This window comes from Marininema halotolerans, assembly GCF_900116235.1.
Lineage (GTDB): Bacteria > Bacillota > Bacilli > Thermoactinomycetales > DSM-45169 > Marininema > Marininema halotolerans.
The window spans coordinates 287,843-300,897 of sequence record NZ_FPAA01000002.1; the positions used below are offsets into that span (position 1 = coordinate 287,843).

The window sequence follows — 13,055 nt, forward strand, 5'->3', positions numbered from 1 at the left end:
CAGAGCTTCTCGTTTCATTGAATCGACCAACGTCGCATTCTCCATGAAGGCACGTTCCATGCCTGATTCCCGCAAGGGGATACAGAGAAACGCTCACTTTCATCATAAGGAGAATTCCCGTTCGCAGATCTTAAAAAAGACTTAGTTGTACCGGTGCTTCCACCGTAGCATGTTTGGATGGATCTTTCGTAGGGTCCATTCGTCGATTGCGCAGGGTGGTAGGTAACCCTTCCTCTTCAGCAAGCCGCAGGACTTTCTCTCGGATCCCTCGCACGTACTCTTCTGGGGCATAGCCTCCTTCATACAACCGAACAAGACGCGGGTAGATCTTAGGAAATGAGCGATGGATTTGGCGAAAAAACCAGTCCTTCACCTCCGGCTTCAGCCGCAACACCGAAGGGATGAGGAACTGTGCTTTATTGACTCCTGCTTCGCGAATTACTGCTTCCAATTGCTCATCCTGATCGGTTAGGTACGGCATAATCGGGGCGAGGAAAACCCCCGCTTGAATACGGGCTTCATTTAATTTCTTTACAGCCAGCAGCCGTTGTTTAGGATGCGGTGACGAAGGTTCAGTCTGCTTCCAAACCTCCTCAGAAAGTGTACTGATACTGATGTTGATCGAATCGATCTTCATATCCCTTAATAAATCCAGGTCTCTAAGGATTAGCGGTGACCGCGTCGTGATACTGATCGGAACGCTGTATTCACGGAGTACACGTAGGATCTCCCGTGTGATTTTTAATTTCCCCTCGATCTGTTGATAGGGATCCGTCACCGTACCAACCGCAATTCCCCCGCCTTTCCACTTCCCTTTATGCAACTCTTCTCGCAAAATTTGGGCAGCCTCTTTTTTGACGATAATATTATTTCGGAAGCTATCATCTGTATGAAATCCCAGCCATGTATGAGTTTGTCGTGCATAACAAAAATGACAACCATGACCACATCCGCGATAGGGATTAATTGACCAAGAAAAAGGCATTCGTTCTTCCTTGACTTGTGTTAACAGCGTACGTGGACGGACAGGAAACCAGCGATCGGGAAGCAACCCATTTTCCATTCATTCCACTCCCCCAATCCAAACGTTTGTTCTTATAATCGTATATGAAAATCGCCCTGGTTGACAAGGGCGATTTCGATGGATTCTGTCTTTCCCTAGTTACGAATCGTTTTTTTATCAGTATTTTTCCTACGCTTCATCACTTGATAACAGAAGGTGAAGAGGATCATAAGGGCCAGGGTAAACCCAAGGCTAATCATATGTTTTCGATCAAGAAAAATCCCGACTAGAACCACAACAATGATAATGCAAGAAATAAGGGTTCGTAAAGGATATCCCCACATCGGATGGTTTTCTCCTTTGATTTTTCTCTGTTTTTTGCGATAGATGTGATGGGAAATCAGGATTCCCATCCAAAGAAAAACCAAGTTAATCCCTGCGGATGTAGAGAGCAGTTCGTACACCTCTTTGGGAAGGAAAAAAGAAATTCCAATCGCAAAGACCAGTCCCCCTGAGCTAGCTAATAATGCATATGTGGGAACCTCTCGTTTATTTTTTGTTAAAAGCTTACGAGGGGCATCCCCATCTTCTGCTAACGACACAAGAACCCGAGTACTTGCAAACATCGCCGCTACCATTGTAGAAAAGGCTGCGGCAATCATAATTCCGTTCAGTAATTCATCACCATAAGGAACGGATAAGCGTGATAACACGGTAATAAACGGGCTTTGTTGTGCAGACAAACTTCCAGTTGAACCAGTTAAAACAACTAACGTAAGCGGAATGAGGTAGAGAAACAACAACAGTAGAACCATTCTCCGAAATGCCCCCGGAATTTTTTCCGGCTCCTTCATTTCTCCTGCCGCTAATCCCGTTGCAATGATACCACCAAAGGTAAAGTAAATTAAAATGATCGATGACCACAACCCCTTGATTCCATGAGGAAACCACTCTGCCTTTGTTTGGGGAAGGTATTCACCACTAAACACCATTCCCCCAGCCACCACCAACACCGCCACGATAAAGCCGATGACCGCCACAATTTTAATCACAGCGAATAGGGATTCCGCTTGACCAAATTTTTCAGATCCAAGCCAATTTAATCCGACTGCCAAGAGAGAAAATAGGGATGATAACAGCCATAAGGGTACCGAAGGAAACCAACGTTGAGTAAAAAGTCCAAGCGCGGTAACCTCACTGGACATGATCAATACGCCGGCTGTCCAATACACCCACCCTCCCACAAAGGAGTATCCTCTACCTAAATATTCTCCGATATAAGCCCGAAAGGATCCCCCTTTGCCAGGCTCATCAGCTGCCATTTCCCCCAGTGCAGCAAACACCGTCGTTACAGAGAGCCATGCCAACAAATACCCAAAAAGGGTCGCTGGACCTGCGATATTGAAAATGGTCCCCGTCGCAAGAAAGAAGCCAGCACCTACAATGGAAGCAATTCCAATAAAGATCAGCTTCCCTTGTGTCATGCCAGGCGTTCCCTTGGCATGATGCTGTACATGGGGGTGAATCGCTATCTTCTTTCCTTGCTTAACTGTGTATCGCACTCCAATTCCCTCCTATCTTTTTTATCCTCCGCATAAGCAGAAGTTCCTATCCCACACACCGCCCTGATGAAAGATGGACCCCCTAAGAACACACCCTTTAAAGATACGCATTCTCCAAAAACAAAACACCTATTACCAAAAATCTAATTGAATTTTAATCTATTTCGGGGTTTGAGTGGGTAAGTGATGTGGAAATTTACGAGTGAGACGATAATTATTAAAATGGAGGAATCAATGTTGAAGAAAAAATTAATTGCTTTGTTGGCGGTAGTCGCAGTATGCGCATGGGCTCCGTTATCCCCTCTCTTTCACACAACGGCTCACGCCTCCCCTGATCACCAAGCAAAAGGGGATGTATTGAAACAAACGATAAAATTGGCGAAGGAAGGTAAAGCAGTTAACAGTGGTTCCTTTCGTCTTGGATCGAAAAAAAGCAGTATAATCAGCCAGTGGGGAAAACCAGAATCTCAGGATCAATTTACCCTCAACTATGAAAAACGAAAGATTGCCTTTGGTCTCAACGAACAGGGAACGGTTCACTCTTTATTTACAAAGGATGCCAAGCTCTTGTCTGTCACCCATGATGATGTGGCGCAAAAGCTAGGAAAACCCTTTGCATCCGATGCAGGCGCTGGCCAATATTATGAGTCCTACCACGCAGGCATAAACAAAGTGACCTTCCAATGGACCCGCATGGCTAATCCCAATGGTGAGTTAGAATTGTCTTCGGTCAAAATTGAAAGAGCACACTAAGTCTTCGTTTCAATAAAAAAGAAACCTGCTACCATGCAGGTTTCTTTTTTATTCTTCCTTATCCAACACATAAAATAAATTGATGAAGGCACGCGCGGCTACACTCAAGTAACGACCCTTTAAATAGGCAAAAACCAGGGTCCGCTTGGGCTCGGGCTGAAGCGATCGATAAATGGGGGCATCCCGTTCACTTTTCCTTCGCATCACCATCGCAGGGACCATGGTCACCCCCAACCCATGGGCTACGAGGGATTGGGCTGTTTCTATGCTACTCGTCTCAAATACAATGTGGGGTTGAAAACCCTGTTCAGCACACAGCTCTAAGACAATCCGGCGAAATCCATATCCCTTTTTCAGTAAGATAAACGGTGCATCGGCTACCAATGAAAGCGAGACCGGCTTTATATGATGCAATTTCTCGTCGTCCCCTGAAAGTAAGGAGTGATCATCCCTTGTCATCCATTTTTGCTTCTGTGGTGGCAAGGCAAGTAACAAAGGCTCTGTAATCAAGGGCTCGGAGATCAACCGTGTATCTTCAATCGGCAAGGAAAGAATCGATAAATCCACCAATCCCTTGGCAGTCATCTCTTCGAGCCCTTCAGGTGACTCCTCAACTAAACGAACGCGTACTTGTGGATACGCATCCGCAAATTTTCGCAATAGCGGTGGCAATACATGTCCCCCAGTTATCGCAGGCGCCCCTATCGTTAATTCTTGACTCATCCCCTCGCTTCGTTCACTCATCTCCTTTTCTAGATCATCCCGCATGCGGAGGATCTTTTCTGCATGATCAATGAAACGAACACCATCGAGTGTAGGTACAATTCCACCTTGTTCACGATGAAATAACCGCACACCCAATCTTTCCTCCAACTTCTTAATCTGTTGGCTTAACGAGGGTTGAGAAATATGTAACTGAGCCGCAGCCCGTGTGAAATTTTGCTGTTGATAAACTTCCACAACATATTCAAGAAGTCGCATCTCCATTTCATCAACCCCATAGTCTGTATCTATCGATTTCATACATTATATATCTTAGACAAATCACTAACCATCCAGTAGGATAGGTTGAAAATCTAGTACCCCGAGGTGAGGACGAATGAAACCACGCACATTGTTTGAAAAAGTGTGGGATCGGCATGTGATTGAACAAGAGGAGGGAAAGCCTGCCACCCTCTATATCGACCTCCACCTCGTCCATGAAGTCACATCACCCCAAGCCTTCGCAGGCCTTCGCCTTCATGGACGATCAGTCCGCCGTCCAGATCTGACGACTGCCACGATGGACCACAATGTGCCCACGATTCATCGATCTCAACCCATCACCGATAGAACCTCTGTCGCACAAATGGATGCCCTCGTGAAAAACTGCCAGGAATTCGGCATTCAACTGTATGACTTGGATAGCCCTGAACAAGGAATTGTCCATGTCATCGGACCCGAACTCGGACTTACCCTACCCGGCAAGACGATTGTCTGTGGAGATAGCCATACCTCAACCCATGGCGCCTTTGGTGCACTCGCCTTTGGCATCGGTACCTCCGAAGTGGAACACGTACTCGCCACCCAATGCCTTCAACAACAAAAACCCAAAACCATGGAAGTTCGTATCGAAGGGATGCTCTCCCCTGGTGTAACGGCCAAGGATATCATCCTCGCGGTCATTGCCAAGATTGGCACAGCCGGTGCGACCGGAACCGTAATTGAATATACCGGGAAAGCGATTCGGCAACTATCCATGGAGGAGCGCATGACTATCTGCAACATGTCCATCGAAGCAGGTGCCCGGGCAGGCATGATTGCTCCTGACGAAACGACCTTTTCTTATCTTCGCGGGAGACCGAAAGCACCTTCGGAAGAGCTTTTTTCAGAAGCGATCGCCGATTGGAAGCAGCTTGTTACCGATGATGGTGCCATCTACGACCAACAGGTTATCTTGAACGCCAGCGATATCGCACCACAGGTCACCTGGGGAACCAGTCCAGGTATGGGAACGGAAGTAACCAATCAGGTGCCTTTTCCTGAGCACTACCCCACCGAGAGCGAACAAAAATCCGTTCGCCGAGCGTTAGACTATATGGGACTCACTCCCGGGACACCGATCACGGACATTCAAGTGGATCGCGTGTTTATCGGATCCTGCACCAACTCCCGCTTGGAAGATTTACGTGCAGCTGCACAAGTGGTTAAAAACCGCCAGGTTTCCCCCCATGTAAAGGCGATGGTCGTTCCTGGATCCCAACAAGTAAAACGTGCAGCTGAAAAAGAAGGGCTTCATCACATCTTTTTAGCAGCGGGTTTTGAGTGGCGAGATTCGGGGTGCAGTATGTGCTTAGCGATGAATGATGACTCATTAGGCGATAAAGAGCGTTGTGCTTCCACTTCCAATCGAAACTTTGAAGGACGGCAGGGACGCGGTGGACGTACCCATCTAGTCAGCCCAATGATGGCAGCCGCTGCAGCGATCAAGGGTCACTTTGTCGATGTTCGCCAATGGGAACCGACTATCGAGGAGGGATTAGGGTGAAACCCATCCGACAACACCAAGGAATCGTTGCTTCACTGGATCGTGCCAATGTGGATACCGACCAAATTATCCCCAAACAATTTTTAAAACGAATTGAACGAACCGGCTTTGGTCAATTCTTGTTTTATAACTGGCGCTTTGATGAGAACGGAAAGCCTGACCCAACCTTTGAGCTGAATAAGCCGTCCTATGACAAGGCATCCATCCTCGTGACGGGTCCAAACTTTGGTTGCGGCTCCTCAAGGGAACATGCTCCTTGGGCACTCCTCGATGCCGGATTTCACGTCATTATCGCACCGAGTTATGCAGACATTTTCTATAACAATTGTTTTAAGAATGGCATCCTCCCTATCACGTTGCCACAGTCTCTCGTGAGCCAACTCCATTCACGGATTGAATCTGCGCACACCGCTACCTTAATGGTTGACTTAGAAAAAGGTACCCTCACGGATCACCATGGTTTTGCTGCATCCTTTGAAATCGAACCTTATCGTCGTCACTGTCTACTCAACGGCATGGATGATATTGCGATCACATTACAAAAGGACGAATCGATCCAACACTATGAGCAAAACCGACCCCTTTGGTATTCAATTCCCAACAAGTAAAGGGGAATGCTTTTATATTGTTGATGATCCACACTTGACCCCTGGTTATCGCTAGCGTAATCTTTCTAAAGAAAGAAAAGATTTCAGGGGGATGAAAATCATGGTATCCATCGTAGCTACTCCTATGTAACAGGGTTGAAGGGCTTCCTTCTAAATTCCCCTTGTTACAAGGAGTCTTTTATTTTCTGTCCTGTCTCCATTCACTCATGTGTCCCTTCATGCATTTATGGGAATAGAGTGGATAACATCCCCACATGTTAACAAGAGACTGTTAAAAGGAAGGAAAGAAGCCATGATTACCGATATCCAGCCCTCAGCAACTTGTTGGAGTGAATATGCCCCCCTGCGACGTGTGCTTCTCTGTCCACCTCAATTTATGCGAATTGATGAAGTGATTAACCATGTGCAAACCCGTTACATTGAAGATGGGATTGATACTCAATTAGCGTTGGAGCAGCATCAGGAATTAATAGCGACCTTACAGCGTTATCATGTCGACGTCATTTTACTTGAACCCGACAGAGATTACCCCGATCAAGTATTTACGCGGGACATTGGCTTTACCATTGGCAATCACCTCTTTGTCTCCCAAATGGAAGAGTCGATCCGTAAAGGGGAGGAACAGATTTTAACCCGATGGCTCACCGATCAACAAATTCCCTATCAATTTATCCGTTCAGGGAGTATTGAAGGCGGGGACGTGATGATTGATCGGGACACGGTTTGGATTGGCGATAGCGGTAGAACCTCTCGGCGAGCCATGGCAGAAATCCAACAAGAGCTTCCCCATATGGAAGTCCTCCCTCTCTCCGTCCCAGTCAAATACCTCCACCTGGATTGCATTCTAAATATCCTCTCCCCTACAGAAGCCCTTATCTTTCCCTCTGCTTTTGAAGAAGAGGATTTACAGCGGTTAGCGAGTCGGTATGAATTGATCGAAGTCGATGAGACCGAACAATTTACTTTAGGTACCAATATTCTTTCCATTGGCAACCGCACCATCTTAAGCCTACCGGTCAATCCTCGTGTGAATGAAGCGCTTCGTCAGCGGGGGTATACCGTTGTCGAAGTGGACCTATCTGAGATTATTAAGTCGGGGGGTTCCTTCCGGTGTTCGACACTTCCCTTAATACGAGGAGAAGAATAATATCGTCATTTTCACAAGAAGGCCTTCAGCATCTGCTGAAGGCCTTCTTGTGTGTTACCTGCGCTCATTTTGGGCAAGTTTACTTTTCCTTTGACCGTAGGTGAGGTAAATAAGAAGCCCAATAGCGAGCCAAATGACAAATCGTACCCATGTCACTCCAGGAAGACTTGCCATTAACCAAATCGAAAACCCAATGCCAATGAGGGGGATCAAGGGAACCATCGGTGTGCGAAAGGACCGCTCTATATCCGGACGACGCTTCCGCAACAGAATTACCGATGAACAGATCACCACAAAAGCAAATAAGGTTCCGATATTGGCGAGTTCCGCCACTTTATTGATCGGTGTTAATCCTGCAATGAATGCCGTAACCACTCCGATAATCCAAGTTGGACGAGCCGGTGTTTTGTACTTTGGGTGCACACGGGAGAACCACTTTGGCAACAATCCATCGCGACTCATGGAAAACCATATACGCGAACCCGCAAGCATAAAGGAGAAGAGCACACTGGTAATCCCCGCCACAGCTGCAACCGATATCACAAAGGTTGCCCACTTCAGTCCAATATCTGAAAAGGCTTTGGCCGCAGGTGCCGCGTTATTTAAGGTAGAATATTCAACGATGCCTGTGAGCACCAAGGACATCCCTACATAAAGAATTAAGGCGATTCCTAAGGAAACCACCACCGCACGTGGCAAATCCCGTTGAGGATTTTTCGCTTCTTCAGCCGCAGTCGTTAAGGTATCGTACCCAAATACAGCGAAAAAAACCAACGCTGCTCCCCCCATAACCCCATTGAAACCAAAGGGCATAAAGGGATGCCAATGCTCAGGATTCACATAGAAACTACCCACGCCAATAATCAACAAGATAATGCCCAATTTGATCGAAACCATCAAGCTATTAAATTTCGACCCCCATTCCATGCCAATACTTAATAAGGCAGCAATCCCTAAACTAATGAGACTGGCTAACAAATCAAACACATGCCCCTTACCCGTCCCTGAAGCACCTTGGGCCCATGGAGGTAAGTGAATCCCGATTTGCTCAAAGATGGATTGCAAGTAGCCTGACCAGCCAATGGCGACCACTCCTACCACCAGCGCATATTCCAACAGCAGATCCCATCCGATAATCCATGCAGCAAACTCCCCTAACACTGCGTAACTATAGGTATACGCACTGCCCGCCACAGGAATCATCCCCGAGAACTCCGCATAACAGAGGGCAGCAGCGGCACTTGCTAGCCCCGCAATAAGAAACGAGAGCAAAACCGCAGGACCTGCCTTGGTAGCCGCCGCTGTACCCGTCAATACAAAGATCCCAACGCCAACAATCCCACCGAGCCCAATCGCAGTTAAGTGCCATAAACCTAGCACTCGGTTAAATCCCGTTTCCTGAAGACCTTCTTGTTGTAGGTGATCAATTGATTTTGTTCGCAAAAAAGGATTCGCCATTTCCGCCCCACCAATCTGTCCGACATTGGATCGTTTCTTCATACAGTCCACATGCGTTCCATCGGCATGATGATCTATTAGAAGTATGTCACTCCGCATCTGGTTTAACCCCTGTATGGTTCGATGAATGGTCAAACAGAAACTTCTCATCCACAACCTACCAGCATCTTCTACCCTCTCTGTACACTGGCGAAGAAATCGTCATCCTTTGGCTGATTGCCTCAATACCCTCCTAGCTAAGAGCCACCTTTCCTGATCAAGCAAACCCATTTCTCGCATATCATCTAATTCCGCTTCCATTAAATCACGATCCGCTTCCACATCACCTGTGTAGATTACGGTTCCCATCTGTTTTAACAGCTGGCGTACATCCCCTACCGTCTGCATCTTCTCCATCTGAGCGGCCTCCTATTGCAAATGAATGGATATGAAATCAGGCAATGCCCTATGTTAAAGTATAAACATATCCGAACGAGTAAAAGGAGGGGTTCCATGCCAAACACCCCATTTATTAAGGTGAAACCCATGCACGGCGAACTCCTAGTTTATCAAAGACAAGATCAACTACGATACACGTTAACCACCCAAGAACTTATTTTTCAAAAGCCACATGCTTCCTATCAAATTCTTCTCACCGATATAATCGGGATGATTCCCTTTGAATTAGAACGCGATGCAAAATCCCTTGATTTTTTAAGTGAGGTGGGGATTCGCCCCGCGTTTTCCAAACAGTATTATCGCATTTCTGCGAACCGGGTGAAGGTAATTAATCGCAGTGGTCATTTTGAACGTGGGACCACAGACATTCTCCTTCCCCTCAACGACCGTTTTATCCGCCACCTTTCCGCTCACACCGATTTCACTACCCTTCCCACATAATTGAATGGAATCCCACAAAAAAAGCTCACCTGATGGTGAGCTTTTTTTCATGAAGCCTTGCGAGGTTGAATAATCGGGTATGCACGATACAAGGCAGGTGCTATAAACGAAGCCAGCAACAGCTTCGCTACATCCCCCGGGATAAAGGGAAGCAACCCCACAGCAACTGCCTTCCCCCAATCGAGTCCCGCCATGAAATGAAGCCAGCTAATTCCAAAGGCAAAAATGATGATACTGCCAGCAAAAAGATGAACCAACACCATCTTCCAAACACGAAGTTGAGGAGCGATTCGCTCAGTGATCCAACCGATAAGGAAGGCAGCGATGGGCCAACTCCATATGTAACCCGCGGTCGGGCCAACCAAAGCAGGTAGTCCACTTTTCCCTTCTGATAATACCGGCGCACCAACTGCTACCAATAAAATGAGTACCACCATACTCATAGCCCCTTTGCGCGCCCCCAATACAGAGCCAGCAAGCAAAACAATCATCGTCTGGAGCGTAATCGGTACAACGGTTAAGGGAATATAAATTTGACCCGCAATGGCAATCAACGCTGTAAAAAGAGCAATCAGTATCATATCCCGTACAGAACGTGTCCTCTTGGACATCCAAAAACACCTCTTCTCATCCTTCTACGTCTCTTCAGCATAAGAAATCCGGTTGACAATTGTCAACCGGATCATATTCCCTTGTTAACATTACCCACCTATGATTTCTTTCACATATTGCGGCAAGTGAAAACAGCTGGTCCATACTTCCTCATTCACATATTGGGTAACATCCTCCTTATTTTTCGTGATGAAGCATTACATAGTAATAGATGTTTGATTTCTTATCGACATTGGGTGTGACATCATTCTCATACTGGGTATTGAAAGTTGGGTGTGGCCCATGGGCTACACCTGCATAAAGTTCGTATTTCCTGCCAGATGGACTATTAAAAACCATGCTCCCCTCCGTGTCTTCATTATTTCGATCCCTCACTACAAATGGATTGCCATTCGTTGTCCAGGTTACTCTTTTTCCCTTGTGGGTAAGAGTCGCTGAACTTATACCATCATCACCATCACTTTTAATAAGATAAACCACAATTTTTTCATTTTTTACGAACTGCGATTCGCCAATGATTCTGGTTATATTAGCGGTCGTCTTCATACCATACTGTATAGCTTCCCTTTCTGATTTGAATGATTTTTCAGTGTTTTTATCTGAGCAAGCACTTATTAATGTACTCATTATCAATATAATAAATAGCGTTATAGTAACTTTTTTCATATTCTCTCCTTATAAATATATATTTCACTATCGACTGGTCACCTTCTGTTCTTCATTAACCCTTTCACCATATGCGTTAACCATTACGTCCTCCTCATTTTTGCTCATTGTAGCATATTCACTTTTCGATACAGAAGATAGCGGATAATCCCTCATTCCCCTGATTATCCGGTCATCCACCTCCTCCCTTCCACACAAAAAAACACCCTAAGTTGACTTGATTCCTCCCTCGGGGTGAACAACCGTGATTTCTCGATATAACCCAAGAAAATAGCCCGAACATGCCAAGGGTATATCCATACAATGATACGAACCGTATAACGAGAACCTCCAGAGGAGGAAAGGTGTATGGATCCCAATAACCCAAAAGTGGCGAACCTACACCGCCACCCATGAGAAAAGCAAATGGAAAACGTCATGACGTTCAATCACTTGCGGCCCTCCACCCAGCCAACACCTTCGTTCCCATCATTCGCCGCGTCCGAAATAGCGTAGTCTCTATCTCCGCCCAAGAACCACCCCAACGAGCGGGTACTCAGGGATTTTGGCAACGATTTATGACGGATATGCAACCTCCTCCTGAACCAGAAAACCCCAGTCATCAATTCGGATCGGGATTTATCATCTCCCCACAAGGGTACATCCTCACTAATCAACACGTGATCCGGCGCGCCGAGAAAATCCAAATTCACCTCTACAATATTAAACGCTCACTTCCCGCAACTGTCATCTGGGAAGATGCCGAACGGGACATCGCAGTCCTTCAGGTAAAATCCCCCTCACCCCTTCGTCCTCTCTCCCTTGGCTCCTCTCGAACCACAGAAGTTGGCGAATGGGCTGTTGCCATCGGTAACCCCCTCGGACTTAATCATACGGTCACCCTTGGTGTCATCAGTGGCAAAGACCGCCCATTAAGCATGGCCGACCGTTTCTTCAGCAGAGTCATTCAAACCGACGCAGCGATTAACCCTGGCAATAGCGGAGGACCCCTGCTCAATATTTTTGGGCAAGCAATTGGCATCAATACATTAGTGGTCTATCCCTCCCAAAGCATCAGTTTTGCCATCCCCATTGATGAAGTAAAACCTTTAATACGTTCGTATATTGAGAAGACCTAGAAGGGATCCGCTTAATTTAAGCGGATCCCTTCTATAGGAGACTGCCGAGGAATTAGGCAGTCTTTTTATTGGATGTTAATTTGGTTTCCTTCTTCCCCTACCTGATGCAAAACAACCATACGAGATTGAATCATTGATATCAGAAATCATAGAGTTAAACCTGTATGTTCACCATTATGAATGCGTTCTATAGAAATTTTCAGCCGTATAAATCGGCCATTTCCAGTAGTCATCACCTTGAGCAGTAATCAGTCGCGACAAAAATATTTCGAAATTTCTTCCTAGGTCCATAGCGTCTTCCACTTTGCCCAGCAAATCTCTTGCATAAAGATAGTTGTTTTTCTGATTATTAATGGCATTCCTATTCATCATAAATTCATGTTCGTAATAACTAACAATCGGAATCCAATCATTCGCCCAATCTGGGAAGTCATCCAATCGATCAACAATATCTTGTGTACTGTTAATTGTTATACGATCTAATCCATCATCTGATATAAACAAATACGCGCCATTACTAATTCGATAAAACTCCAGCAAATCAGAAGGAAGTGTAATTCCTAAAGTATCCTGTGCCTTATTAATCTCCTCTTCTGAAGCAGGTTTTTTAAATTCAAACGTCACTTCTTGCAAATATCCCGTTCCATTTTGCACCTTCAAAGATCCAGTGTTTGTAAGCGTCAAATAATCCCCACCTGTTAGCCAGATGGGGATTGAAGTAT

14 protein-coding genes are annotated in these 13,055 nt (G+C 46.0%); 6 read left to right on the forward strand and 8 right to left on the reverse strand.

Annotation, left to right across the window (positions count from 1 at the left end; all coding sequences use genetic code 11):
• Positions 1-130 precede the first annotated feature (130 nt).
• Entirely contained in the window at positions 131-1,063 is a 933-nt protein-coding gene (locus tag CHX35_RS03605) for an SPL family radical SAM protein (RefSeq protein WP_091834052.1), read from the reverse strand.
• A 95-nt stretch (positions 1,064-1,158) separates the two neighbouring features.
• Positions 1,159-2,565 carry an amino acid permease gene (locus CHX35_RS03610; protein WP_091834055.1) on the reverse strand — a complete coding sequence of 469 codons (1,407 nt, stop codon included), beginning with the start codon at positions 2,563-2,565 and terminating at the stop codon, positions 1,159-1,161.
• Between the two features lie 237 nt (positions 2,566-2,802).
• Between CHX35_RS03610 and CHX35_RS03615 the strand changes: the two genes are divergently transcribed.
• Positions 2,803-3,318 carry a DUF4309 domain-containing protein gene (locus CHX35_RS03615; RefSeq protein ID WP_176391864.1) on the forward strand — a complete coding sequence of 172 codons (516 nt, stop codon included), beginning with the start codon at positions 2,803-2,805 and terminating at the stop codon, positions 3,316-3,318.
• Positions 3,319-3,366: 48 nt separating this feature from the next.
• Here the strand turns inward: CHX35_RS03615 and CHX35_RS03620 are convergent, their stop codons facing one another.
• Positions 3,367-4,341, reverse strand: coding sequence for a LysR family transcriptional regulator (locus tag CHX35_RS03620; RefSeq protein ID WP_245838605.1), 975 nt, complete (start codon positions 4,339-4,341; stop codon positions 3,367-3,369).
• A gap of 76 nt (positions 4,342-4,417) precedes the next feature.
• On the opposite strand from CHX35_RS03620, the gene leuC reads away from it, so the two are divergent.
• From leuC to CHX35_RS03635, 3 genes are all read left to right on the forward strand, one after another.
• A complete protein-coding gene (leuC, locus tag CHX35_RS03625) occupies positions 4,418-5,845 on the forward strand; it encodes a 3-isopropylmalate dehydratase large subunit (RefSeq protein WP_091834062.1) in 1,428 nt (475 codons plus the stop codon).
• Complete coding sequence (gene leuD, locus CHX35_RS03630; RefSeq protein WP_091834065.1) at positions 5,842-6,453, forward strand: 3-isopropylmalate dehydratase small subunit; 612 nt, start codon at positions 5,842-5,844, stop codon at positions 6,451-6,453. The genes leuC and leuD overlap by 4 nt, the downstream gene beginning before the upstream one ends.
• A 292-nt stretch (positions 6,454-6,745) precedes the next feature.
• A complete protein-coding gene (locus CHX35_RS03635; RefSeq protein WP_091834068.1) occupies positions 6,746-7,600 on the forward strand; it encodes a dimethylarginine dimethylaminohydrolase family protein in 855 nt (284 codons plus the stop codon).
• A 54-nt stretch (positions 7,601-7,654) separates the two neighbouring features.
• On the opposite strand, the gene CHX35_RS03640 is transcribed toward CHX35_RS03635, so the two are convergent.
• Together CHX35_RS03640 and CHX35_RS03645 are read right to left on the reverse strand one after the other, a co-directional pair.
• Positions 7,655-9,058 carry an amino acid permease gene (locus tag CHX35_RS03640; RefSeq protein ID WP_091834477.1) on the reverse strand — a complete coding sequence of 468 codons (1,404 nt, stop codon included), beginning with the start codon at positions 9,056-9,058 and terminating at the stop codon, positions 7,655-7,657.
• A 201-nt stretch (positions 9,059-9,259) separates the two neighbouring features.
• The gene (locus CHX35_RS03645; RefSeq protein WP_245838608.1) at positions 9,260-9,454 is read right to left on the reverse strand and encodes a YqgQ family protein; all 195 of its coding nucleotides are present in this window, start codon (positions 9,452-9,454) and stop codon (positions 9,260-9,262) included.
• Between the two features lie 96 nt (positions 9,455-9,550).
• On the opposite strand from CHX35_RS03645, the gene CHX35_RS03650 reads away from it, so the two are divergent.
• A complete protein-coding gene (locus CHX35_RS03650; RefSeq protein WP_091834071.1) occupies positions 9,551-9,937 on the forward strand; it encodes a hypothetical protein in 387 nt (128 codons plus the stop codon).
• 47 nt (positions 9,938-9,984) lie between these two features.
• Here CHX35_RS03650 and CHX35_RS03655 read toward each other — a convergent pair whose 3' ends face one another.
• Both CHX35_RS03655 and CHX35_RS03660 read right to left on the reverse strand, forming a co-directional pair.
• Positions 9,985-10,548, reverse strand: coding sequence for a biotin transporter BioY (locus CHX35_RS03655; protein WP_091834074.1), 564 nt, complete (start codon positions 10,546-10,548; stop codon positions 9,985-9,987).
• A gap of 178 nt (positions 10,549-10,726) precedes the next feature.
• Positions 10,727-11,215 carry a hypothetical protein gene (locus CHX35_RS03660; protein ID WP_091834076.1) on the reverse strand — a complete coding sequence of 163 codons (489 nt, stop codon included), beginning with the start codon at positions 11,213-11,215 and terminating at the stop codon, positions 10,727-10,729.
• A 392-nt stretch (positions 11,216-11,607) separates the two neighbouring features.
• Between CHX35_RS03660 and CHX35_RS03665 the strand changes: the two genes are divergently transcribed.
• Entirely contained in the window at positions 11,608-12,333 is a 726-nt protein-coding gene (locus CHX35_RS03665) for a S1C family serine protease (protein ID WP_091834080.1), read from the forward strand.
• Positions 12,334-12,507: 174 nt separating this feature from the next.
• On the opposite strand, the gene CHX35_RS03670 is transcribed toward CHX35_RS03665, so the two are convergent.
• Entirely contained in the window at positions 12,508-13,017 is a 510-nt protein-coding gene (locus CHX35_RS03670; RefSeq protein WP_176391865.1) for an SMI1/KNR4 family protein, read from the reverse strand.
• Positions 13,018-13,055 lie beyond the last annotated feature (38 nt).